We start from the raw sequence: 23,337 nt of genomic DNA on the forward strand, positions 1-23,337 counted from the left end.
ATAAAGTTGCAAAACTAAAATTCACTTTTTTTAATACACTTAGTTCTTTTCTTTTGGCTCTGGAATAATAATCTCTTTTCCCTCTTTTTCCATCCGTTTTATAAAGTTATCAAAATGGTCTGTCATACCATCAACAAAAAATGCTTTTTTCTTTCTTCCATTGACATACACATTCATACCACCGCGTTTCATTTTACAATAGGATATGTCTGATATTTTCCAATGTCTTCTAAAAATAAACATTTTAATAACCGTGATATTATCTTCTTCAACTTTTATCTCCCACACTCCTTTTAACGGAGCAATCATACCAAAAAAAGTAACTCCAAACCAAATAATAGAAAATGGGATAATGATCATCAAATATCTTTTAGAACAAAAATTTTCAGGTTCACTCCAAAATCCCCAAATAAAGACAACAAGTACAAACAAAGCACCTATTGCACATATAAATGATACATCAGTTATTGTTCTTATAGTGAATTTTTTTATAGATTGAGTTCGTTTGTGATTTCTGCTTTGTATTATATCCAAAACGAGTAAAACAATATATGCCGTTATAATACCACCTATATATTTCATACCGTATTACCTCCAAAACTACTAATTTGTCGCTTTCACCATACCCATATTATAACAGTTCCATATATCCTCTACAATGAAAATCTAGTTAGCAATCCTATTTTTTCGGCTGTCCCTGCGGAGCGTAGTGCTTGTCGCTGGCTCTAATACGGTGTCCTTTATTCCAAATCTTTTGCATAAATCAATCACTCCTTTCTGGGTACGAAAAAAGCAGTCAATCCTAAAACTAACTGCTTTGATTGATATACAAGAATTTACATTTTATTTTACAAAGAATATTCCATACGTAACAATCATTGCAAAAAAGATAAGAATTACTACACCAATAACAAGACAAACTCTAATAAAATTTTTTGCTTCATTCATATCGCTGTATATTGAAGATAGTTTTTCGTTATTCAAGTTTTTTTCTCTTACCTCTTGTACATCAATATCTCTTACTAATTCGTCTAATGTTAATCCAAAATAATCGCTTAACAATACTAAGCGTTGAAAATCTGGATAAGATTGACATGACTCCCATTTTGAAATTGTTTGTCTGGAAACTTTTAACTCATTTCCTAATTCTTCTTGAGAAAGTCCCTTTGATTTTCTAAGGTTTATCAGCTTTTCATTAAAATTCATATATTGCCTCCTAATAGTATTCTTTATTTGCGACCGCAAGAATAGTATTACAAAAATAAGAGTTTTCTTCAACCAATCTTTGTTGGCAATTTGTCAACCTGCTTTGACATTATAAAAATATACATAGATTATAACTTTTCTTTACACTTTATTCAAAGTAAAAAGCTGATTGTATCATTCTATTTCTTCGTCTGTCCCTGCGGTGTATGGTTCTGTGGATTGCCTGCGTTCTGGTTACCTTTATTCTTCAACACAATATCCTCTGCCTTTACATACCAGTCCACATCTGCACCCGTATAGGTCTTTCTTGATACCGTATCGGCTACTGGATTGACAAGTTCCACAACTGCATTGTACGGAAAGTCCTTTAACGGTACTTCTGGCGGTACAGATACGGGGATAATTCCACCATGCAGACTGCACTTCAAATCATAGATACGCTTTTTAAGCTGGGTACTCGGTGTCCCGTCCTCATTCTGTAAGAAAACATCACGCACCGCTGTAAATTTTAATTCTCCAAATGTTTTCTCTTTGTCAATAACAAAACCGTTTGATAATCTCATAAATTCTTCACTCCTTTACTTTTCTTCAACTGCTACAATATCATCAGCAACTAACACATAATCGGTATGTCCCATATCCCCGATAGCGTAACCTCTGCCGTATAACTTCGGATTGACAAGTTTTACTTTCTGCTCATACTTGAAATGCTTTTCGCCTGCCTGCACGGGAATTTCCACTACAACATTTTCGCCTTTCTGTACGTCAGAATAAAGGTTATAGCTTCGTCTGGCTAAGACCCTGCGGTTATTTTTATCTCTTTCAAAGACTGGCTCACTTTCGCCTGCAAATTCAAAAGTTCCAAAAGACTGTGCCATATCTGGCACGACATATTTCATTTCCATAATGTTTTACCTCATTTCTTTCTATTTTGATAAGTTAATTGATTGTGATTTCTTATTCTGGCGGTTCGGGAAGTACCAGCAATCCCACAGATAGTAAAGGGTAAAATCAATGCTTTCGCACCCTTGACTATCCGTGTTCTTGCAGATTGTTGGTAGACAAGCCAGAATAAGCGGAAGTCTGCCGTTTGACCACTTCGGCGGAGAGCGTGATTTTTCTTTCATCATATCGTTACCGCCTTATGATTTCTTCATTTTACGGCGTTTGTAGAAGAAGATACCTGCCAGTCCAGCACCAGAAGTCAAAAGAAGTGCAAGCAGTCCGTAAAGGTTTGTGTTATCGCCCGTTTTTGGACTGTCGCTAGGTCTGCTAGGCTTTTCTGGTGTCGGTGGTGTTTCGGGTTTTTCTGGTTCTTCTGGCTTTTCCTTAAAAGTAATCGTCTGTCCCTTATCCTCAATATCCTTATGCTCGGTAACTTTCTTCGGCTCGTTTGGATTGCTGAAATCGTATAATTCTTCAAAAGTTACAAGCTGTTTGCCGTCAAGAGAAGTAGCGTCAAACATAAAAGCAACTTCCACTTTCATAGCTTCGCTGTCAGCGGTAAACGTATAATCACTTTCCACACGCTTTCCGTTGATAAGAAGTTCTGCATTTTCTTCTTTCAACATCTGCCAGCCCACAAGTTTGTACTGTGTACCGACTTCTAAGCCCTCTAAGGTTACGGTATCAATGATTGTTACCTCTTTTCCAGCTTCAAGCTCTTTGTTGCCGTCCTTATCGGTAGCAGTTGTATGTATCTTGATGATACGCTCTGTAATCAATACAGTCTGTCCGTCGTCCTCAATGTCCTTGTGTTCCGCAACTTTCACGGGTTCGTCTGGATTGCTCAAATCATACAATTCTTCAAAGGTAACAAGGTTCTTGCCACCTAAAGCAGACGTATTGAATGTATAGGAAATTTCCACTTTCATTTCTTCATCATCAGCAACAAAGGTATAATCATTTTCTACACGTTTCCCATCAATGATAAGCTCGGCATTTTCTTCTTTTAACATCTGCCAGCCTTTGAGCTGGTATTTTGTGCCTTTTGTAAGTCCGTCCAATTTTATAGTATCAACGATTGTTACTTCTTTTCCTGCAAGGATAGTCTTTTCGCCGTCCTTGCTGGTTGCTGTGGTATGGATAGAGATTTCTTTTTCGTATTCATCAGTCAGCGTTCCTAAATCAATCACAAGATTATTTCTTGATACCACAATTTCAAAAGGTGGGATAAGTTCAAAGCCTTTGTTACTATCACAACGCATTTCTTCAATGATATAAGTATCATAAGGTAATGCACCCTTGCTATCGTCTGGTTCAGAAGTTCCAAACCACACACCGTCCTCGCTGGTCTTTCCTGCGTTGGTATTGTGCTTGTGAGAAGCCCATTCAGAAGAAGTGGAGAACTGCCCGTTATCATCAGTTACCACAATATGACTTTCGCCCGTTGTCTTGCTTGTGATCCTAAAGGGAACATCAGCAAGACGTTTGTGTGTGCCTGTTCCGATTTTCACGCCCTCAATATCCCCACGCTTAATCTGATTGTAGATAGAGTGGGCTTCGTCGGTTAAGTCCACGATTTTCCCGTTTTCTGTGATTGCAAAATCAATCGGTTTTGCACCGTCTGTCAAATATCCGTTTGGAGCTTCACTCTCAACGATACGGAAATTTCCATAAGGTAAAAGGTCGGCAGAAGTAGAAGCGATACCCTCAATATCGGTACGAATTGTCTTTACCACTTCATTTTTCTTGTATAGCTTGCCCTCAACCAAAACAGAATTGTCATTTAAGGAAATGATGTCAAAAGCAGTATCTTTCAAAGTGGCACTTCCTTGTGGCTTCGTATCGCCCGTTTCTAAATCTCGTTTCTGAATTTCCACACCGCCACGGATAACCTTGTCTGATACGGAAAACTGGTTACTTCCAGATAGTACGGCAAGGTCGCCGTCCTCGGTAATCTGTGTAAGGTATAAGCCTTTTATCTGTTCGGACTTATCGCCAGCCTGCATATATGCACCCTCTAATAAGTAGCCGTTTGGAGCTTTTGTTTCTTCTATGGTTAGCGTCCCAAGTGGAAGAACCGCCTTGCCGTCCTGCATATAGAAACTGTCGCCAGATACCTTGTATGCGTCCGCTAATTTTGTGATGTAGTGGGTTGTTCCGTCGCTGTCTGTTTCAGCGATTGTCTTTGTAACCCATGTACGAGTAGCTTCGGCAGGGAGATTGTCTTTGTTATAGAAGCCAGCATAATACTTCCATGTAAATTCCGCACCTGCTAAAGAAGCGTTTCCCTGCGGATTGTCTTTCTGTGTTTCCATATCAATCTTGAAAAGCTCAATCAAAGTGTCTGTTACTTTGGGTGTATCTGATACTTTCAAGGTCGCTGTTTCGCCAGCTTTGATTGTTAATGGATAGATTGTTTTATCCACTTTATATCCTGCTGGTGCGGATAGTTCCTTGATATAAACTGTGCCAGCCTTTACCTCTGCAACATCTGTATTTCCGTTTTCATCAGTCGTAAGGGTGGCAAGCTGTTTCGTGCAGTCCTTATCAGAAAAGACACCATAGGTCGCACCTGCAATAGAGTAATTCCCGTTACCGTCTGTAATGCTGGTATTACTGGAAGTCTTTTGCAGTTTCGCATTTCCGACATTCAGCTTCGCCCAGAATTGTCCCAATTCCTGCCCCTCGCCAGAGTAGATATAACCGCCACATTCATAGCGTCCTTTATTTTCTTTGACAAAGGCTCTTGCACCAGCGAAAACTTCGTCCTGCGTTGCCTTTGGAATTTCATCATAAGAAGCTCGCACGTTATCACATTGCCAGCCAAGATGTACGCTCAATCTCTGCCAGACTACACATTGTTCCAACAGATAGACTTGTTTGTAGTTCAGTTCCTTGTGAGCTTCGCTATACTGTTTGACATACTCTAAGGATAACGCCACATCTGAAATCTGGTCGGCACTCATGCGTGAGCTTGCGTCAGCTCTGGTCTTGTAGCCATTCTTAAAATCTGTGTTAATGTCAATACAATAGGCAGTTTCGCCCTCAACTTTCATCATGCCCTCATTAAATGTAGAACCGATAGAACCGTCATTCATTACTTTTTCAATGATACCGACACGCTCTGCACTTTCCGTCCAGTATTGCTTGCTTTCTGCATGAACGGGTGTAGTCGGTAAAGCAGTAACGACAGTTGCAAGAGCTAAGAAGCCCGTACACAATCGTTTCAATGTCTTTTTCATAAATCTAATGCTCCTTTCATTTTGGGTAATAAAAAAGCCGTCCAATAAGAACGGCTGAAAATAGAAAAGGAACGTCATTTTAGGCGTTCCATAATCTATGAGTTATTCAATTTTTTCTTGTTTCAATACTGATATGCTGTACCATATCTTTGCATATCTAGGAAAACTTGCGTATCAAGGCTCATTCGTTAGTAGTAAATAAGTAGTAAATTGATGTGTTTGTTTCCTTGAAAATGCTGATAGATACTGTGTTTTAGCGGATAATCAGATTTTTATTGTGTTTTTAATATAAAAACACGCCGGATATTAATCTCAAGCGTGTTCCTTAACAGATTGCATTTATCTGTGCATCCATTTTTCTGTTTTCTTTCTGATTTTTTTATTCACCAGCTCATAGACCAGCCTTACAATGATATTGATTCCAAAAATAACCATACAAAGAGCCGCCGCTTCTGCATCATCACCTGCGCCCTGTACATTTAAAATTACGACACTGGCAATTTTCGTTAAAGGTGTATACAGGAAAATAACAGCCGAAACGGTAATCATACCATTCATAAAATAATAAATAAACATTTCCCAGACAGCGCCTGCTGAAATAGGCACCGTAATCCGGAAAAAAGTTCTGATCAGGGGTACTTTCAGAGAATCCGAAACAATCTCAAACTCTTTGTCCAGCCGTTTTAAAGCCGTGGAAGCAGTTACAAAGGGAACGGAAAAATAGTGAATGATATTTACGATTACAAGTATGGCGGTGGTTCCATACAGGAAATTAAACCCGTTTTCCACTGCCAGCGCCGTTCCGGGTATCTGAAACCATCTGGGATTAAAAAACAGAATAAAAGAAAGTCCGATGACCGTTCCGGGCACTGCATTGGGCGTAATGGAAAAAAAGTAAAGTACTTTTCTGAGTTTTGGAAAAACATTCAGCTTCTCGATGAGATACGCCGTGAGAAATGCCGCTATTGTTCCGCACACCGCTGTAAGAGCCGATACTTTCAGCGACTGTAATAAAGACCTCAGACCATTTCCTGCATCTATTTGAGAAAAATCAAAATGGCTCCAGGTAAGTTTCATATTATAAGGCCAGGATGTAACTACCGCCCCGTAAAATGATACCGCAAAAAATCCAATCAAAAGCGCTGAAATCACGATACAAAATATCAGTCCCGCCCGGTCGGCCCCTTTGGCAGGCTTGATCTGATAAGGTACAGATCTGGCTGTAATTGCACTGGCCTGACGAGAACTGGTAAGACGGTCTACCACAAAAGAAATCACGGTAGGTATCATCATAATAATTCCCACCACAGCTCCCATATTAAAATTCTGCTGTCCAATTACCTGTTTATAAATATCCGTGGCCAGTACATTATAATTGCCGCCCACAATACTTGGAGCACCAAAATCCGTAAAACTGTAAGTAAAACACACAAATACAGCATTGATAAGTCCGTATTTGATACCGGGAATTGTAATGGTCATCAGCTTTCGAAAGGGACTGGTCCCCATAGCCTCCGCCGCCTCATACAGCCGGTTGTCCGCAGCGGAAAACGCAACCATAAGAATCATAAGCGCCACCGGAAAACAATAGATGGATTCTGCAATGACAATGCCAAGTCTTCCATATATAGGAAGCCGCAGCCCAAGCTGTGTGATCAATCCTTTGTTTCCAAACAGATAGATCAGCGACATACCAAAAAGCATAGTGGGCGCAAACATGGGAAGCATAGACAAAAACCGGAAAAATCCCCGGAAGGGTATCTTTCTCCTAGTAAGCACATAAGCCATACAAAATGCAAGAGCTACCGAAATCACTGTGGATGTTACTGCAATAAACAGCGTATTTCCAAGGGATGCCACCATATTAGGGGATGATAAATACTGCGCAAACTGAGCAAATCCCGTAAAGTCTCCGTCTTTATTCTGAAATGCTTTTACAAACAGAATGCACAGAGGACCCAGCAGAAATACGCAGAAGGAAAACAAAATACATAGAATCAAAATCAGCTTCATAAAGTCCTGCATCGTATAGGATTTCAGCTTTAACAATTTATTTTTCATGAAACACTCCTTTGACTATACCGCAAAATGCAGCGTCTGCTGCCCGGGTATAGCCAGATAAATTTTAGTACCCACATGCAGATTTTTCTTTTTTACCTCTGAATATGGCAGATCTACCATAAGCTCATCTTTCCTAAGTACATGAGATACTTTTGCTGTCAGCCGGCAGAAATTACCTCTGAATTCCAAATCATCAATTACCGCAAGAATACTTCCTGCAAAATCTTTTGTTTCCACCTGAATATTTTCCGGACGAATTGCGTTCAACTGATCTTCCCTCTCAAAATCCCGATAAAAATTAATAGCTCCAATAAAATCAGCCACAAATTTATTTCCCGGCTGTTCATAAATTTCCTGGGGTGTCCCCGTCTGCATAATTTCTGCTTTATTCATGACAATGATCCGGTCCGCCATAGTCAGCGCCTCGTCCTGATCGTGAGTCACCATAATAGTTGTTAAATGCAGTTCTCTCTGGATTTGGCAGATTTCCTTTCTAAGCCGGATTCTTACCTTTGCATCCAGAGCAGAAAGGGGTTCATCCAGCAAAAGAAAGCTGGGAGAAATTGCAAGTGCTCTGGCCAGAGCCACACGCTGCTGTTCCCCGCCGGAAAGCTGAGAAGGATATCTGCCTTTGGCATCAGAAAGCCCTACCATATGCAGAAAACGGTCCGCGGTTTCATTGACATCCCGCTCCCGGACTTTTTTGTTTCGAAGCCCGTACGCCACATTTTCAAATGCCGTCAGATTTGGAAACAGTGCATAAGACTGAAATACAATCCCAAAATTTCTTTTGGAAGAAGGAAGCCAGGTGGCTTCCTTCTCTTTCAGATATATTTTGCCTTCTGTAGGCATATCCAGTCCCGCAATCAATCGGAGTAATGTTGATTTTCCGCATCCTGAGGGTCCCAGCAGGCAGACAAACTCTCCTTCCTGGATCTCCAGACTAATATCCTTTAAAACAGTATGATTTCCATATTGCTTTACAACATGTTCGATTCGAATTGCGCTTTTAGCCATATGATTGATTCCTCCTATTCTTCTGCTGCGCTTTTACCATCATACCGGTTGGTCCACTCATTTAAAATGCGGTCTCTGTTCTCAGCGCACCATTTCAGATCTACATTTTTAATCAGCTGATCCATAGGATTTTTTTCATATCCTTCCGGAATCTGATCGCCCACTCCGGTAGCAACGATGGGATAATTCTGTGCATATTTTTCCATCACACCATCTGAGATTGCCCAGTCCAGGAATTTCTTGGAAATTTCTTTTTCTCCCCCGTCCTTTTTAATCAGGCAGTTTGCTTCCACATCCCAGCCGGAACCCTCTTCTGGAAATACAACAACACCGTTATCTCCCATTTCCTCAGCTGATTTGATACATCTGTAACCAAAGCTGATACCAATTCCGTATTCTCCTTTGGCAGTATCCTTTGCCGGAGCGCTTCCGGAATGCAGATATACCGCTACATTATCATGAAGTTTATCCAGATAATTCCATCCCTCTTCTTCTCCGTAAAGTGTCAGAAGTCCATTAACTGTTAATGTTCCTGTTCCGGAAGAAGCAGGATTAGACATTGCAATCAGCCCTTTATATTCCGGTTTTGTGAGATCTGCGTAGCTTTCCGGAATTTCTGTTACTCCATGGGAAGCTAAAACTTCTTTATTTACAAGAAAGGCTGTTTCCCAGGCATCAATTCCCACCCATTTCGGTGTCTCGGCTGAATCTTTAAATTCCGGCTGGATCCTGTCTACTCCTTCCGGAGCATAAGGCTCTAGCATATCCTGGTCCTCTAAAACAAGAAGACTTGCTGCTGAAAGCCCCCATACCACATCAGCCTGAGGGTTATCCTTTTCCGCCAGAAGCTTTGCAGTAATAATACCGGTAGAATCTCTAGTAATATTAATCTGCACATCCGGATATTTTTCTTTAAATTCTGTCAGATAATCATTGATCTGATCATCTTCCAGAGCCGTATAAATATTTAATGTATTTTCATCCTGGGTCTCGGCAGTATCTGCACTGCCGCCTGTTTCATTTACATTTTTCACACCGCAGCCTGTTAACGCTCCTGCAGCCAGTACAGCGCTTAATGCTGCAGCTGCCCATTTCATAGTTTTCATCTTTTTCATAATCTTCACCTTTTTACCTCTTTCATAGTTTTCATCTTTTTCTTCTTACCTCTCACCGGTTAAAGCTTTAAGCGTCTGCTCCGGTGCTGTGCACTGTCCCAGACAGGTCTGATGCCGTACATTAGAACCATGAAAATCACTGCCTCCAAAAGGCATCAGTCCAAAGTCACGGCAGTACTGCTCAGCAAGCAGTTCATCTTCTTTTGAATGATCCGGGTGATACATTTCCACCCCAAAAAGTCCAAGCTGTGCATATTCCGGAATCAGATCAAAGGTTTTTTGCTGGCCCGGATGAGCCAGAACCGCACATCCCCCATCCTGACGGATGGCGCGGATGGCATCTTTTGCATCAATATATGTAATATCAAAATCACAGGGGCCGCCATTTTTAAAAATCTCACTGTAAATCCGTCCAAATAACGCCTCGCTCTGACCGCTTTCAAACAGATACTTAAGAATATGCTGTTTGTAAATGGTCCCTTCTGTCAGCTGCAAAACATCAGCAACGGTAATCTGATATCCAAGCTCTCCTAGTATCTGAATCTGGCGGCGGCAGTTTTCATCCCGCCGTTTTAAAAGGGGAGCGCCAAGCGCACTTACAGCCTCTGTGTTTTTGTAATTGTATCCAAGTATATGTACTTTTCTGTTCTGACTAAAGTCATAAGCCGAAATTTCCACTCCCGGGATAATCCGGATATTATACTTTTTTCCAATCTCTTTTGTCTGCTTCGTCCAGGCAACACTGTCATGTTCTGTAAATGACAGGCAGGAAATACCCTTTTTGGAGGCTTCCTTTACGATTGCTTCCACTGTTTCGCTTCCATCGGAATGAGTGGAATGCACATGCAGATCTCCCGTCATGACATCCCTCCTTTATCCGCAAAATGACCTTTGCTTAAGTTATAAACCTGATCGCACAGGCCATCCATAAATTCAAGATCGTGGAAAATCCCAAGCATGGATGTCCCCTCTTCTTTCAAACGGAGCAGAAGATCTCTTACCAGCAGCTTTGTATCCGGATCCAGGCTGGCTGTGGGCTCATCTAACAGCAGAAGCCGCGGAGCCTTTACCATGGCATGAGCCAGATTTAATCTGAGTTTTTCTCCCCCGGAAAAGGTGGCCGGATACAGTTCCCAGAGTTCTTCACTGAGTCTGAAATACCGAAGCATTTCTTCCGCCTTCCTGGCTGCCTCTTCCTGAGAAAATCCAGCCTCCAAGGCGGCATCTATCACATGCTGGCGGGCAGTTGTTCTTGGCAGCATAGACAAAAACTGTGATACATATCCAATTTCCGCTTTTCTTAAATGTATAATCCGCCGCTCATCTGCCGTTACAAGATCAAGAGGCCCATAAGCTAAAGAATCATAAATAACACTTCCGCCGGTTGCCAGATATGTCCGGTAAATACAGCGGAGCACCGTGGATTTCCCTGCTCCGGAAGTCCCTACAATTCCAATAAATCCGCCTTTTTGCAGCTGAAAGGAAATATTGCTGCAGCTTTTGATTTGTTTTTTTTGCTCATGAAGATAAAAATCTTTTGTGAGATGATCAATATTTAAAATGACTCCCATTGCCGGTCCCTGCCTTTCCTGTAATACTCATTTTTCATTACATAATTTCCGCTGGTGAAGACAGATTTCAGATACGGACGTTCCTGCTCCTCTGAGATTACCAGGAAGTCTGCCCGTTTCCCCGGTGTTATAGAGCCTGTATCCTCTGAGATCCCCACTGCCTTTGCAGGATTTAAGCTGACCAGACGGCAGGCCGCAGGCAAGGTCAGTATTCCTTTGTTTTTCAGATAAAACACTGCCCTAAGCAGCGCCTGGGGATAATAATCACTGCACAAAATCGAAATACATCCTTCCCGTATGGCATCCTCCGCTCTCAGATTACCGGAATGGCTTTTCCCAAGGAGTATATTGGGCGCTCCCGCCATGGCATAAAGTCCTGCCTGTGCCGCTTCTTTTGCTGTTTCCATGGTAATTGGAAACTCACTGATCAAAATACCGTCAGCCTTATTTTTCCGGATTTTCTCTGGTGTATCGTCATCATGACTGGCAACGGGGATGGAAAGGCGGGCCGCTTCTTTTAACAGACGGTCATAAGCTTCTCCCTCTACCATAGGCTTTGTTCTCTCAATTTCCAGAAGCTTTTGAAATTCTGCCTCACTGATGGAACGCTGATCTGCGGGAAGATGTCTCCGATAAATATTCAGATCTTTATACTGCCCCTGTCCCGGCCGGTGATCCATCACTGACAGGAGATTTACGCACCCCTCTTCCATCATCTTTAACGCCTGGTCATAACATTCAAGGTTATCCAGCTCATAGCGCAGATGAAAGCGGTTGTGAATCATATGGGGACGGTTTTGTATCTTTTTAATTTCCTCTGCAAGCTTTCTGACACAGTCCGCTTTTCTGCATTCTTTTGCATCCCAGCTGCCGGAACGGTACATGGCAATGGAATGAAAAATAGTGGTAATTCCACAGGCTGCCAGTTCCCGCTCTGCACTCTCAAGAGCAGCACCAATCTCCATAAAAGCTGTAGATCTGGGCTGAACAAGCATTTCAATCATATCAGAATGAATGTCAATCAATCCCGGAAGGATAAAAGCGCCTTTTAAGTCTACAGTATTTTCCCCAGAAACTGTTTCTTCCGATTGGGAAGAGGGAATCACTTCCTGTATCAGTTCTCCGTCAAGAACCAGACTTCCGTGCACCACCTGATCCTCTGTTACGATATTTGCGTTATATAATATCTTTTTCATAATGCTTTGTTTCTCTCCTAGGTTTATAAAAGGGAATGCACCAGCTGCTGTGTATAACTGTGCTGGGGATCATCCAGAATCTGATCTGTCAGTCCCCGTTCAATAATCTGTCCGTCAAGCATCACAATGGTGCGGTCTGCCAGCATCCTGATAACCGCCAGATCATGGGAAACCAGCAGAATAGAGATATTAAATTCCTGTCTGATTTTCCGGATCAGATCTAAAACCTTAGCCTGCACCGACAAATCTAGTCCCGTTGTAACTTCATCCAGCAGCAGCACCGCCGGATTGTTGGCTAAAGCTTTTGAAATCTGCACTCTCTGCTGCATACCTCCGCTGAAGTTTTTCGGCGGCTCTTTCATACGCTCCGGAAGGATTTCCACTGCTTTTAACAGCATAAGCGCACGGTCTGTCATCCCCTGAAACTCCCGGTGTCCGGAGGCAATGAGCTTTTCTGCAATGTTGCCGGCGCTGGAATAATCCATGCGCAGCCCCAGCACAGGGTTCTGATAAACCATTCCCATAATGTGATTGCGGATATATTTTTTCTGCTGTAAATTCTGATGAAAGATATCTTCTTTCCCATCTTTATAGTTGCCAAGATAAGCCTCTCCTTTTGTAACCGGGAAGTCAAAATAAAGGCTCTTCATCATGGTTGACTTTCCGGAACCGGATTCTCCAACCACACCTAAAATCTCTCCGGGATATAATTCAAATCCCACATCTTTACACGCCCAGACTGTTTTACACTCCGGACATGTATTTTTATTTAACCTTCCGCCGCCGATACAGTGGGGACATCCATTTCCATACCGCACGGTCAGTCCCTTTACCCGTAACAATGGCTGTTCCTGATTGCTCATAAAAGACCTCTCCTTTTTCTGCAGAATCCCGTATCGCTGCATTCGTAATAGCGCTCATTTGTTTCCTCATCCACCAGCTCATCCAGAAAAACATTTTCTGCACCGCAGAGACGACAGGTTTTGCCTGAAAAGTCTTCTGTTTCAAAAGGCACATCATCAAATGCCATAGGGATTACTTTTGTGTGGGGAGGAATTGCATATATTTTTTTCTCTCTTCCGGCGCCAAACAGATACAGGGCGTCACTGTCATTTAACTTTGGCGTATCATATCTTGGAACCGGACTTGGATTCATAACATAACGGTCCTCCACAAATACCGGATATTCCGAACTGATGCCGATTTTACCGCACCGGATTAAATCCTCATACAGTGTCAGCCACATGGGGCTGTATTCGGCTTCCGCATGCATCTGTTTTGTTACCGCCTCCCTGGGTTCTACTACCCTTAAGGGCTCCGGGGTAGGAACCTGAAGAACCAGGATCTGATCTTCCCTCAGAGGGATTTCCGGAATTCTGTGACGGGTCTGAATCAATGTTGCCTCTTCAGAATCCGCAGTAAGTTCTACATCGGTGCAGGCAGATACAAACTTTTTTATATTTACTGCATTTACACTGTCATCACTTCCCTGGTCAATCACTTTTAACCGGTCATCTCTGCCAATAATAGACAAAGTAATCTGTATGCCTCCGGTTCCCCAGCCTCTTCCGATAGGAAGCTCCCTGCTTCCGAAAGGAACCTGATAACCAGGAATTGCAATGGCTTTTAACAGACTTCTTCGAATTTCCCGTTTGGAATTCTCATCCAGAAAAGCGAAATTATAATGTCGGCTGTCAATCATGTTTGTTCTCCTTCTTTCTGACACGGTCCAGTTTTGACTGGAAGGTTACGTAATGAGGAAGCTTTAAATGGGAAATAAATCCCTGCATCTCCAGGCAGTCTCCGTGTGTCAGCACAAATTCCTCGTCCTGAGAAGGCGCCCCGCCCACAGTATTTAAGCTGGCGTCTGCAATGGACATGGCAATGGCTTTGGTTTCATTTCTGCCAATCACACATCCGTAACCTCCGGAAAGTGTCAGCTGGTCAAATTCTTCGTCAGTTTCTGTATGACTGGGCCAGAGGGCTTCCACTTCTGTCAGATACAGTTCCCCGATGACGATGGTCTCCCCTTCCTCTAACGGATCCATAATCTCAATGCTCAGCCATCCGCTCCTAAGCTCGCTGACAGTGGGATGCACTGCACCGTATCCCCGCATGGCGCTGTAGGCAACACCCTCTAAAAATCCGGTTTCACTTCTTGTTAGAGTCTGAAGCCTTGCGCTTCTGGGAGCCGGAAACGTCAGTACATGAGTTGTTACATCAAATGGTTCCGAATCATCTTCCGATACTTCCTCTAAGACTCCATCTTTTCTTAAAATATCGTCTACTCTTGTGCAATAAATATCTTCTGCATTCCGTACCTCTTCCTGCCCGCACGCTTCGCCTTCATAACCTTTTATGTTATCCTCTTTGCCCTCAGCTTCGAAATTTTCTTTATCATCCATCAGAGAAAAATCAAGCATTCTGTGAGAATAGTCAAACGTCGGTCCAAGAATCTGTCCTCCGGGAATATCTTTAAAAGACGCTGAAATTCTCCGGCAGATTCTCATATCTTTACAGTCCTCCGGAAGGGAGTAATAGTCCCTTTTTAAGGTACTTCTATAAGCTCTCAGCAAAAATACTGCCTCTTCTGTACTTCCGCTGCTTTGTTTTAAGGCCAAAGCGGCATACTCTGGTGCATAAAGCCCAGCTTCACTCATAATCTGATCAATCAGATACGGCATATTTTCCAGAATATCTTCCACTAAGATTGGCCGTTTTGCCGCATGACAGTGTTTTAACAGCTTTAAAGACTGTTCAATGGCTGCCTCTCCGCCTTTTACTGCTACGTATGCCATAATTTAACACTCCTTTTTCTGCACTGCTTTTACTAATCTTGGTACTGCCATGAGATTTCCCTTGGAATCCGCAAAAATCAAATCAATACCGCAGGGATATTCAATGGCTGTCTCCTGACGGATTGCAAGAATTGTCTTAATATATTCTGTGGTCTTAAGCTCTTTGCTTTTCTGTATTCCGGGACCTGTCAGACAAAGGGTCTCCTCTCCTGACAACGCAGGACAGTATATGAGAAAAACTGCTGAATCCTGAGGATTTTCCAGCGTCCCCGTTTTTACTTTAAAAAACATGTTCCGTATAGACTCATAATTTAAGCTTCCGGTAAGGAATACAAAATCTGCCTCTTCCAGTTTTCCCCTTCTGCTTAAGGTTTCATCTAAAAGCGCCCGGGCAAAGCTTTCATCCTTTTCCACATAAAAGCTGACCTCATTGTCAAGCAGCGTACAGGAAAGGGCCAGAAGCTCTTTGTCTTTTCTTAAAAACCCCTGCGCTTCCCGGCTGATATTCTGAATCTTCCCGGGTTTTGCCATGACATCCATCAGCTTTCTGAAAATGCTCTGGGTATCATAAACAAAATCAAATGTATAGACCTGCTCCATGTCAGCTGCCTCCCATCGTATTGAAATTCACTCTGGATTTTAATACCTCACCGTTAAATCCAGCGCGCGCATTTTTTTGTTCCACTTCCAGTTTACAAATCTGCACTTCCAGCTCCTTGGCCAAAGGGATATTCCCCCGGAACGCTGCATCAATCACAGCTGCTGCAGTTACTTTCTCAAAGTCATCCCCCATCATTACAGAAAAGCCTCTGACTCCGTCCATTTCCACCATGCATTCACTGCACAGGGCCTCTCCAAGATAAAATCTTGTAGACGCAATAGGATCTTTCATCTGAATCATCGTCAGTGTTTTCTGTGGAGGGCGCAGGCTTTTTACGTTATGACTGGCGGTCACTAGTTCTGCAAGTTCTTTTACCTGACTGCAGCTGGCTGCAGCCAGAATTTTGGAATATTTTTTTCTTTCCATGTTTTCGAAACTTCCTCCCGTTTCTTTAAATTCCTTATTTACACTAACATTCTTTTTTTCACCCTTCTATCGGGTTTCCGTTAAAGTTTGGTTATATTCCCTGCAGTGGGTCTAAAGCCTGATGATCAGCGGTTTTTCAGCCATTTCTTTTGGAAAATAAAAAAGAAAATGCCTGAAACCGGACACTTTTTATGTCTCATTTCAAACATTTTCTTTTTGATTTTTTTACGTATTTTTATCTTTTCTGTCCGGAAAATCTCTCCAATACTTCCGGTTTACGTTCTCAGTTTAAAAGTTTTATAAGCCAGCTTATACACCAGAATACTGGCCAGAATACAATAGGCCACACAGAAAACAATCGTCATGATTCCAAACACAAAGGTGGGCATTCTTACCTGCATCAGCACCACGCATACCAGATAGGTGGCCCAGACCGCAGCCTGATACGTACTGCTTTTTGTCTCTGTCCCTGCATTATAAGGCTGCAGCAGATAGTAACAGGTGAGATAATGCACGGAAAAGAAAACACTCATGGCCAGAATGGAAACAGACAGTATTACATAATTCCACGGATGCTCCGTGCCGCCGGAAAGGTACAAAAGAACCGGAAGGGCCGCCGCTATAATAACTGCGGGTATCAGATTCATCTTTACAAGCTCTCTTAAACGAATCTGAAATAATTTTAAAATAAACTTCGGCTCCTTATAAAAAGAATAGGTGAGCATACTGTGGTCACAGTTCATAAACAGAGCTCTGGTAAATGTCAGTCCCCGGTTTACCAGATACATAATAATGGCAAAATAAGGCAGAAACGTCATAAGAATTTTATTCATTCCTGCTTTCACTTCTCCGTTCATCATCATAAGAAAACCGATTCCAAGAGCTGCAAACAAGCAGACCGCCGCCATTTTACTTACAGGCTTCCAGAGAATTTTCTGGTGGCGCCTGATAAATAACTCATTGAAATATTCAAATCCGCTTTTATTGCTTGTGATGTTCGTATCCTGACTGATGGCCTTTCGGCTTTGATCACGAACCAGCTTCTCCCTTGTATTGGTAACTCCCTGCCGCTTCTGAGCCAAAATCTGTTTGTACATTTCCGAAAAAGAGGAAAAATCCCTGATATACCGGACAGACACAAAAGCACTGATAAAAAACACCAGGCAGGCAGTCAAAAAGAAATACCGGTTTCCCGCAGTTACACCGATACAGGGAAGTCCATATGCGGCCGCCAGCAGTACTCCTGCCAGGATCCAGATCTGTTTTAGCGGCAGGTTTTCATTGGTGGTATCCCCGGTTCTGTCATATTTTCGCAGGGTGATCTGTATCACAGTCACCTTGACCGCCGATGCAAAAAACACAGCCAGAATCAAAATCCAGTATGGAAGCCCCAGCATCCGTCCAAACAACAGCATAAATGTGAGAAAACCTATGATCAGTTTTCCTATTTCGTACATATAGTTGGAAAGCGTATATTTTCCGGCATCCATCCGCATCAGCACCATTGCATAATACTTATCATTGGTGGGATTAAACATATAGGTATTTAAAAATCCCCCAATGATTGTCAGACAGAAAAAAATATGGAGAAAACTCTCCCCTTTGGGTCCCTCATATAAAAATACCGGAGCAAATACTAAAAATCCCAGGTACAGGCCCTTAAATAAAAACAGAGAAACAATTTCCCATAAAATACTTAACACATTTCCAAGAATTTTCAGGCCTCTGTTTTGATACAAAGTCTGGGGAAGCAGCCGTCTGATTCCCGGAAACTGCTTCAGCGAATAAATAATACTGTTAACACGGTAAGTATTTTTCAGGCGGAAAGAAATACAGAATGATTTAAACATGCTCTTCCTCCTTCAGCGCCTGAATAATCTTATCCTTAAACTCTGTCTGATTCAGATTTTCCTTGTCAATCTCTTCTAGTTTCCCATGATTTAAAATCACAATTTCATCGCATAAATCTAAAGCCAGCTCCATAATGTGAGTGGAAAAAATGATAATCCGCTGCTTTTTAAGGGTCTTTAACATCTGCTTCATCTCTTCCGCCACCACAACATCCAGTGAGGTCAGCGGCTCATCTAAAAGCAGAATATTGGGCTGTGCCACAATATTAATCAGCATCTGCATTTTATTTTTCATACCGTGGGAATAATCCTTTAACAGTTTATCTCTGTCCCCGTGCTCAATATTCATAAACTCAAAGTATTCATCCAGCGGCCTGATATTTTTTATACTTTTCTCATTGATTTCTATAAAAAATTTTAGAAATTCTCTTGCTGTTAAAAATTCCGGTACCGACGGGGTGGATAATACATATCCCATATCAGAGGAAATAACATCCCGCTCTCTTTCATCCTCACGGATAAAAAATCTGCCGCCATCCATCTTTAAATCCCGGTTTAAACAGTTAAATAATGTAGTCTTTCCCGCACCGTTTCGTCCCAGCAGACCATAGATCTTACCGCTTTCAAAGGAAAAGGTAATATCCTTTAACACCTCTTTCTTTTCAAACTTCTTTTCCAGTGACTCAATCACAAATTCCATACTTCCTCCTGATATATAAAAAGAATGTGCAAAGCATATTCTCCGCCTGCGACGGGTTGCTTTTACGACATGGTTCCATTCCGCCGCAGTGCGATCCACAGCGGAGCATTTTTTGCTCTATAGGAATCGGTACTTCCTATAGAGTAAAAAATAAAGCTGTCCTCTGCATGTTCCTGCGCAAAGGACAGCTTCTTATGAAACTTATCATAAAGCAATCTGTGCTGTCTGTCCAGAAAATCAATTGGTAAATCCCTGAAAATATTACAAACTTAAGAAAAAATCAATAGATTAACTGTTTTTCATATTTTGTTGTTTTTTCTGCTTTACGATAACCAGACATACTGCAAGGGCACCGGCCGCACTCAGGAAATATAAAACACTTCTGCTTTCATCTCCGGTCTTTACCTGTTTTGTTCCCTCCGAAGAAGCCTTAGGTTCTGCATTTGGCTCTTCTTTACCCGGTTCTGACGGTTCCCCTGGCTTATCCGGTTCCCGCTGAGGCGCCTCCCCTTTGGGATTTGCCACAACATCATACACCCACTGATCTTTTCCTTCCACAGAAGGAATCTCAACAAGGAATGGAGATACTGTACCGTATTGCGCCTTGTCGCTCTGGCAGACCAGATACAGATCCTGCGCAAGGTCCAAAAACGCTGCCCTGCCGTCTGTTTTGGTGGTTTCTTCCAGATATGCAATATTCATTTTTTCAGCTTTTTTCTGCAGATTTTCGGCTAGCTGCCGCATTTCCCCTGCAGAAGATTTATCAGCTTGTGCAAGCTCTTCCTGTGCATTAAGTTCAGACACTTTATAGATCCGGAAGCCAACCTCTGATTTCACAGTGCCAATATCATTGAGTTCAACGGTAATGCTTCCTGTCCGGTTTTTATCATATTCTGCCGCAGATACTTTTGTATCCCCTGCCATGCTTCCAATGATAATCAGGGCGGTCAGCACTGCTGTGAACCATCTCTTTCTTTTTAACAGCCTCACACCGGTCTCCTCTCTTTTTTCGACAGACCGTTACATCATAAAAACGGTTATCTTTTCTTTCTTTTTGGCAGATATAAGAATACCACAGTTCCAATTAATCCTGCAAGAGACACAAGCAGTACCAGCTGTCCTGTCTCCCTTTTTCCCTGTGTCTGCCTGTCTGTATCCTGCTTCTCTTCCAGAGGGATTCTGTGCCCTCTCACCAGATACCTGTGAGAATTTACTCCGTAGGGTGTGCAGGTTACAAGAGTCACGTAATCTTTTCCTTTTTCGATCTTAAGCTCATTTGTATCCTCAGGCTCTACAATCCGGATCTGGTCCACTTCATAGAGCAGCTCTTCTCCAAGCACAAACAAAGAGAACTGATCCTTTTTCTGAAGCTGATCAAGGTCAGTAAACAGCAGTTTTGAGGGCAGCCCGTTATGGGCTGAAATCACTGCATGGGTGCTCTTTCCCCCCACCGGCAGGGAGGAGCCTTCAAGATGTCCAGCCCCCGCTTCTAGAACCCTGGCGGAAGTTCCGTGATAAACAGGCAGGGATACTTTTATGGCAGGAATCTCCACATAAGCCATAATTCCGCTTCCATCGGGATTTAACAGTTCTTCATAAGATGCATCTGCATCTTCGGATTTTGAAAATGCATCCAAAAGGGTTGTCTGGCTGTCTGCAAGTTTCTGATTATAGTCTGCAGCCTTCTGGATGAAACTCTTTGTCTCAGCTTCCGTTAAATTTGAAAGCTTCGTCTTATAGGTTGTGATTACCGTACTCTGTGTACGCTGATTCACCAGCTGACTGAGAAAAGGATAATTCAAAACAGCCAGACCGGCGGCAATACACAAAAGCAACATCCATTTTCTCTTCTGATGTTTCATCATCTGCTTCTCCTTTGGCCTGCTTTTTTTCTTTTTTTGAATTTCCTGTTTCTTCTTCTGCAATATACCTGATATGAGATCAGAATAACGAAAAGCAGTGCAGCGCCTGCCATAATTCCCCAGACATACTGCCGCATCCACTGGCTTCCCTCTCTTTTTACAAGATCCTCTGACACTTCTTTTGCTTCCTCATAGGGGATTCTGCTTCCCCGCACCAGCAGCCGGTGGGAATTAACACCGTAAGGAGTACAGGTGACAAGAGTTACATAATCCTGCTCAGCCTGAATTATCAGATCGCTGACATTCTCCGGTTCCACCACTTTGATCTGATCAACTTCATAGGCAAGGGTATCATCCAGCACATGGACAAAAAACACATCCCCCTCTTTCATAAGCTCCAGATCCGTAAACAGTTTTTTCCCGGGAAGCCCTGTATGAGCGGACAGCACTGCATGTGTTCCCTTACCGCCCACAGGCAGGGAGCTGTTCTCCAAATGCCCTGCCCCTGCCTCTAACGAACGGGCTCCTGTTCCGTGATAGATTCCAAGATTCAGCTTTAGCACCGGTATCTCCAGATATCCCATAATCCCGGTCCCTTCCAGATTCAGAAGGGATTCATAGCTTTCTTCCTCTTCTTTTGCAAAGGCTTCCGGATCAAAGGGATCTGATAATATCACCCGGCTTTCCAAAAGAGCTTTATTATAGGCCTGGGCCTGCTCTTTTTCCTGCTCTCTCTTATTTCCTGACAGCTCCTGATTCTGCCTGTTATAGATCTGAATCTCATGGTCCTGTTGATTTTCATACAGATAATTACTGATAAAGGGGTACGATACAAAGCCTGCGCCTGCTGCAATAATCAGAATACTGATCAGCGTTCTGACAGGTTTTTTCATAGCCGGACGCCTATCTTCTCTTTCTGCTTGCCGCAAAGTAGAAGCCGCCTCCTGCCGCAATAATCAGAATACCTGCCACGGCAAAGATTGCCGCCCCCCGGCCTCCGGTAGATGGAAGTCTAAATCCCGATGTATTATTCACTGTAAATGCAACGTTAACAGCCGGGTCTGACGCTGCATCCACTCTGGCATCTTCTCCGTTGACAGTTCCTTCTGTTAATGTTCCCCATCCAGCGTCAGCATCTCCATCTTTATTTGTAAATGCAGTAAGCTTAATTTCAATGGGATCTTTTACCAGATGATATCCTTCGGCAGTATCTGTTTCTTTTAAGTACAAGGTTGTCGTGTCCGCCGGAAATCCATTCAGTATAAAAGTACTGTCAGTCCCAGGCTTTATAATATTTGAAGTTCCGCCCGGTACATAGCTGCCAGGTGTTCCCTCTGTCACTTCAGATACATTAAAAGCTTGCTTACAGGCTTTATCCCGATACAGCGCAAAGGTAACCTCTGCTGCATTTGTATCATTTTGCTGATCATCAAATACTTTGATTCCTTCTAGGGAGAAAATATATTCTTTTACTCCATCCCAGTCTGTTGTAACCTCTGCATTCCCATTGGCAGCAAAAATCAGTCTGGACTGGTTGGGATTCCCTGCTGTTCCAACAACAGCATGCTGATTCACTTCTGCCGTATAATCCACATAAACTTTCTTGTTCGTATCATTGCTTTTTGAAAGCGTTGTCAATTTAGCAAGTCCTGCATTCGTAAAGGTAATAGTAATTTGGGTGCCTTTTTCATCTTTTGTATCCTTTACCTTATAATCAGTTCCATACGTATAAACAGCGCCCTGGCTGTCAGTCACTTCCATACCGGATGCATCATTTGTAAAGGTCAGTCCTTTGCTTAACTGATCTTCAATTACATATTTCTCAATTTTAACATCAGCATCATCTGCTGAATGCTTAAGATCAATGACGCCGTTTGTCAGACGGAAAACCACGGTATCTCCGATATTTGTATTATCGTTATCCACCAGTTTATCTTTGGAATCATTCAGATCATCTGCTCCGTAAACAATCTTTTTCTCTGAATCGGCAGTTCCTGTCTCATTTTTTGCCCTGGCCTCCACAAGCGCTGACCATGTCTTATCTGCTTCATTATAAATAGGGGCTGACACCACGTACGGATACTGGGTTCTGGTAATCGTAACAGGCTTTCCATCTACCTGTGCATCTGATACATCAGTTTCAACAACCAGGTAGAGACCAAAGTCTTCTCCGTCGAATGTAACCACTCCAGAATTGTTAGTCTTTTCTTTACGAAGTCCGGCATAATCCTGGAGCTGGTGCGACGTCATCTTTTGCAATGCCTCATTAATCTTTTTGTAATCTTTGACATACTTATAATCACTGTCTGTACCATCCCATACAATACCGGTCAATAACTTTGCCAGTTCATTCTCTATTCCATATACCATCGTCGTGGTACTGCCCTTTTGCATCTGAGCCATAATTCCAACTTGTGTGATACCAAATTCTACACCTTCTACAGGTTTGGCATTATTCTCAAAACTATTTCCATCTACATTCGATATCCTTTTTGTTATTTGAATTTCAGCATCCTTTGCTCCATTCATTCCGGGCAGGGATTCATAATACGCCTGATCCACAGGTGTAATCGTTACATTTGTCTGATCATCGTCCGGAGCGGCAAATGCCGTCAGACTTCCGATACTCAGCAGAGCCGCTGCACTAAGCGCCAGCAGTCTCCGAAACCACTTTTTCTTCATCTCATATCCTCCTCATTGGACCTCATATCTGTCCTCTTTTCTGCCGGGAAACTCTGCCGCCCTTT

The 23,337-nt window shown here is 42.6% G+C and carries 22 protein-coding genes; all 22 read right to left on the minus strand.

Translation table 11 applies throughout. The annotated features are described in order from the left end of the window. Window positions 1–39: 39 nt before the first annotated feature. The gene (locus OCV88_RS03525) at window positions 40–582 is read right to left on the minus strand and encodes a DUF6560 family protein (protein ID WP_055261579.1); all 543 of its coding nucleotides are present in this window, start codon (window positions 580–582) and stop codon (window positions 40–42) included. A 261-nt stretch (window positions 583–843) separates the two neighbouring features. Beyond that, window positions 844–1,206: a helix-turn-helix domain-containing protein gene (locus OCV88_RS03530; RefSeq protein ID WP_055261577.1), complete on the minus strand. Its 363-nt coding sequence runs from the start codon at window positions 1,204–1,206 to the stop codon at window positions 844–846. A gap of 179 nt (window positions 1,207–1,385) precedes the next feature. Further along, window positions 1,386–1,769: a YdcP family protein gene (locus tag OCV88_RS03535; RefSeq protein WP_055261575.1), complete on the minus strand. Its 384-nt coding sequence runs from the start codon at window positions 1,767–1,769 to the stop codon at window positions 1,386–1,388. 15 nt (window positions 1,770–1,784) lie between these two features. Further along, window positions 1,785–2,111, minus strand: coding sequence for a YdcP family protein (locus OCV88_RS03540; protein ID WP_055261573.1), 327 nt, complete (start codon window positions 2,109–2,111; stop codon window positions 1,785–1,787). A 237-nt stretch (window positions 2,112–2,348) separates the two neighbouring features. Further along, on the minus strand, window positions 2,349–5,393 hold the full coding sequence (locus OCV88_RS03545) for an SrtB-anchored collagen-binding adhesin (RefSeq protein ID WP_070117060.1): 3,045 nt from the start codon (window positions 5,391–5,393) through the stop codon (window positions 2,349–2,351). A gap of 339 nt (window positions 5,394–5,732) precedes the next feature. After that, window positions 5,733–7,454: a putative 2-aminoethylphosphonate ABC transporter permease subunit gene (locus tag OCV88_RS03550; protein WP_262590648.1), complete on the minus strand. Its 1,722-nt coding sequence runs from the start codon at window positions 7,452–7,454 to the stop codon at window positions 5,733–5,735. Window positions 7,455–7,469: 15 nt separating this feature from the next. Further along, window positions 7,470–8,471, minus strand: coding sequence for an ATP-binding cassette domain-containing protein (locus OCV88_RS03555; RefSeq protein WP_158424217.1), 1,002 nt, complete (start codon window positions 8,469–8,471; stop codon window positions 7,470–7,472). Between the two features lie 14 nt (window positions 8,472–8,485). Then, complete coding sequence (locus tag OCV88_RS03560; protein WP_262590649.1) at window positions 8,486–9,586, minus strand: putative 2-aminoethylphosphonate ABC transporter substrate-binding protein; 1,101 nt, start codon at window positions 9,584–9,586, stop codon at window positions 8,486–8,488. A 45-nt stretch (window positions 9,587–9,631) separates the two neighbouring features. Further along, window positions 9,632–10,447: a PHP domain-containing protein gene (locus OCV88_RS03565; RefSeq protein ID WP_158424218.1), complete on the minus strand. Its 816-nt coding sequence runs from the start codon at window positions 10,445–10,447 to the stop codon at window positions 9,632–9,634. Beyond that, a complete protein-coding gene (locus OCV88_RS03570; protein WP_158424219.1) occupies window positions 10,444–11,157 on the minus strand; it encodes a phosphonate C-P lyase system protein PhnL in 714 nt (237 codons plus the stop codon). The genes OCV88_RS03565 and OCV88_RS03570 overlap by 4 nt, the downstream gene beginning before the upstream one ends. Further along, a complete protein-coding gene (locus tag OCV88_RS03575; protein ID WP_158424220.1) occupies window positions 11,142–12,353 on the minus strand; it encodes an alpha-D-ribose 1-methylphosphonate 5-triphosphate diphosphatase in 1,212 nt (403 codons plus the stop codon). The genes OCV88_RS03570 and OCV88_RS03575 overlap by 16 nt, the downstream gene beginning before the upstream one ends. A 23-nt stretch (window positions 12,354–12,376) precedes the next feature. Then, window positions 12,377–13,216 carry an ATP-binding cassette domain-containing protein gene (locus OCV88_RS03580; RefSeq protein ID WP_158424221.1) on the minus strand — a complete coding sequence of 280 codons (840 nt, stop codon included), beginning with the start codon at window positions 13,214–13,216 and terminating at the stop codon, window positions 12,377–12,379. Continuing rightward, entirely contained in the window at window positions 13,213–14,055 is an 843-nt protein-coding gene (locus tag OCV88_RS03585; protein ID WP_158424222.1) for an alpha-D-ribose 1-methylphosphonate 5-phosphate C-P-lyase PhnJ, read from the minus strand. The genes OCV88_RS03580 and OCV88_RS03585 overlap by 4 nt, the downstream gene beginning before the upstream one ends. Beyond that, on the minus strand, window positions 14,048–15,151 hold the full coding sequence (locus tag OCV88_RS03590) for a carbon-phosphorus lyase complex subunit PhnI (protein WP_158424223.1): 1,104 nt from the start codon (window positions 15,149–15,151) through the stop codon (window positions 14,048–14,050). The genes OCV88_RS03585 and OCV88_RS03590 overlap by 8 nt, the downstream gene beginning before the upstream one ends. Before the next feature lie 3 nt (window positions 15,152–15,154). After that, window positions 15,155–15,751 carry a phosphonate C-P lyase system protein PhnH gene (gene phnH, locus OCV88_RS03595; RefSeq protein ID WP_158424224.1) on the minus strand — a complete coding sequence of 199 codons (597 nt, stop codon included), beginning with the start codon at window positions 15,749–15,751 and terminating at the stop codon, window positions 15,155–15,157. A 1-nt stretch (window position 15,752) separates the two neighbouring features. Further along, window positions 15,753–16,178, minus strand: a complete 426-nt coding sequence (gene phnG, locus OCV88_RS03600) for a phosphonate C-P lyase system protein PhnG (protein WP_158424225.1) — start codon at window positions 16,176–16,178, stop codon at window positions 15,753–15,755. A gap of 275 nt (window positions 16,179–16,453) precedes the next feature. Then, on the minus strand, window positions 16,454–18,028 hold the full coding sequence (locus OCV88_RS03605) for a hypothetical protein (protein ID WP_158424226.1): 1,575 nt from the start codon (window positions 18,026–18,028) through the stop codon (window positions 16,454–16,456). Then, a complete protein-coding gene (locus OCV88_RS03610) occupies window positions 18,021–18,728 on the minus strand; it encodes an ABC transporter ATP-binding protein (protein ID WP_158424227.1) in 708 nt (235 codons plus the stop codon). Before OCV88_RS03610 ends, OCV88_RS03605 begins: the two co-directional genes overlap by 8 nt. 288 nt (window positions 18,729–19,016) lie before the next feature. Beyond that, on the minus strand, window positions 19,017–19,718 hold the full coding sequence (locus OCV88_RS03615; protein ID WP_158424228.1) for a pilin N-terminal domain-containing protein: 702 nt from the start codon (window positions 19,716–19,718) through the stop codon (window positions 19,017–19,019). A 47-nt stretch (window positions 19,719–19,765) separates the two neighbouring features. Next, the gene (locus OCV88_RS03620; protein WP_262590653.1) at window positions 19,766–20,593 is read right to left on the minus strand and encodes a class C sortase; all 828 of its coding nucleotides are present in this window, start codon (window positions 20,591–20,593) and stop codon (window positions 19,766–19,768) included. Beyond that, the gene (locus OCV88_RS03625; RefSeq protein ID WP_158424229.1) at window positions 20,590–21,519 is read right to left on the minus strand and encodes a class C sortase; all 930 of its coding nucleotides are present in this window, start codon (window positions 21,517–21,519) and stop codon (window positions 20,590–20,592) included. The genes OCV88_RS03620 and OCV88_RS03625 overlap by 4 nt, the downstream gene beginning before the upstream one ends. Next, window positions 21,494–23,272 carry a SpaH/EbpB family LPXTG-anchored major pilin gene (locus tag OCV88_RS03630; RefSeq protein WP_158424419.1) on the minus strand — a complete coding sequence of 593 codons (1,779 nt, stop codon included), beginning with the start codon at window positions 23,270–23,272 and terminating at the stop codon, window positions 21,494–21,496. The genes OCV88_RS03625 and OCV88_RS03630 overlap by 26 nt, the downstream gene beginning before the upstream one ends. Between the last annotated feature and the right edge of the window lie 65 nt (window positions 23,273–23,337).

Origin of the sequence: Brotonthovivens ammoniilytica (genome assembly GCF_025566885.1) — a bacterium.
GTDB lineage: Bacteria > Bacillota > Clostridia > Lachnospirales > Lachnospiraceae > Brotonthovivens > Brotonthovivens ammoniilytica.

Excerpts from the sequence above, each read along its gene's own strand:
- OCV88_RS03530 (WP_055261577.1), bottom strand. The coding sequence starts at position 1,206 with ATGAATTTTAATGAAAAGCTGATAAACCTTAGAAAATCAAAGGGACTT.
- phnH (WP_158424224.1), bottom strand. The coding sequence starts at position 15,751 with ATGGAGCAGGTCTATACATTTGATTTTGTTTATGATACCCAGAGCATT.
- OCV88_RS03540 (WP_055261573.1), bottom strand. The coding sequence starts at position 2,111 with ATGGAAATGAAATATGTCGTGCCAGATATGGCACAGTCTTTTGGAACT.
- OCV88_RS03620 (WP_262590653.1), bottom strand. The coding sequence starts at position 20,593 with ATGATGAAACATCAGAAGAGAAAATGGATGTTGCTTTTGTGTATTGCC.
- OCV88_RS03580 (WP_158424221.1), bottom strand. The coding sequence starts at position 13,216 with ATGAGCAATCAGGAACAGCCATTGTTACGGGTAAAGGGACTGACCGTG.
- OCV88_RS03565 (WP_158424218.1), bottom strand. The coding sequence starts at position 10,447 with ATGACGGGAGATCTGCATGTGCATTCCACTCATTCCGATGGAAGCGAA.
- OCV88_RS03605 (WP_158424226.1), bottom strand. The coding sequence starts at position 18,028 with ATGTTTAAATCATTCTGTATTTCTTTCCGCCTGAAAAATACTTACCGT.
- OCV88_RS03570 (WP_158424219.1), bottom strand. The coding sequence starts at position 11,157 with ATGGGAGTCATTTTAAATATTGATCATCTCACAAAAGATTTTTATCTT.
- OCV88_RS03535 (WP_055261575.1), bottom strand. The coding sequence starts at position 1,769 with ATGAGATTATCAAACGGTTTTGTTATTGACAAAGAGAAAACATTTGGA.
- OCV88_RS03575 (WP_158424220.1), bottom strand. The coding sequence starts at position 12,353 with ATGAAAAAGATATTATATAACGCAAATATCGTAACAGAGGATCAGGTG.
- OCV88_RS03555 (WP_158424217.1), bottom strand. The coding sequence starts at position 8,471 with ATGGCTAAAAGCGCAATTCGAATCGAACATGTTGTAAAGCAATATGGA.
- OCV88_RS03525 (WP_055261579.1), bottom strand. The coding sequence starts at position 582 with ATGAAATATATAGGTGGTATTATAACGGCATATATTGTTTTACTCGTT.
- OCV88_RS03550 (WP_262590648.1), bottom strand. The coding sequence starts at position 7,454 with ATGAAAAATAAATTGTTAAAGCTGAAATCCTATACGATGCAGGACTTT.
- OCV88_RS03630 (WP_158424419.1), bottom strand. The coding sequence starts at position 23,272 with ATGAAGAAAAAGTGGTTTCGGAGACTGCTGGCGCTTAGTGCAGCGGCT.
- OCV88_RS03585 (WP_158424222.1), bottom strand. The coding sequence starts at position 14,055 with ATGATTGACAGCCGACATTATAATTTCGCTTTTCTGGATGAGAATTCC.
- phnG (WP_158424225.1), bottom strand. The coding sequence starts at position 16,178 with ATGGAAAGAAAAAAATATTCCAAAATTCTGGCTGCAGCCAGCTGCAGT.
- OCV88_RS03590 (WP_158424223.1), bottom strand. The coding sequence starts at position 15,151 with ATGGCATACGTAGCAGTAAAAGGCGGAGAGGCAGCCATTGAACAGTCT.
- OCV88_RS03545 (WP_070117060.1), bottom strand. The coding sequence starts at position 5,393 with ATGAAAAAGACATTGAAACGATTGTGTACGGGCTTCTTAGCTCTTGCA.
- OCV88_RS03560 (WP_262590649.1), bottom strand. The coding sequence starts at position 9,586 with ATGAAAAAGATGAAAACTATGAAATGGGCAGCTGCAGCATTAAGCGCT.
- OCV88_RS03610 (WP_158424227.1), bottom strand. The coding sequence starts at position 18,728 with ATGGAATTTGTGATTGAGTCACTGGAAAAGAAGTTTGAAAAGAAAGAG.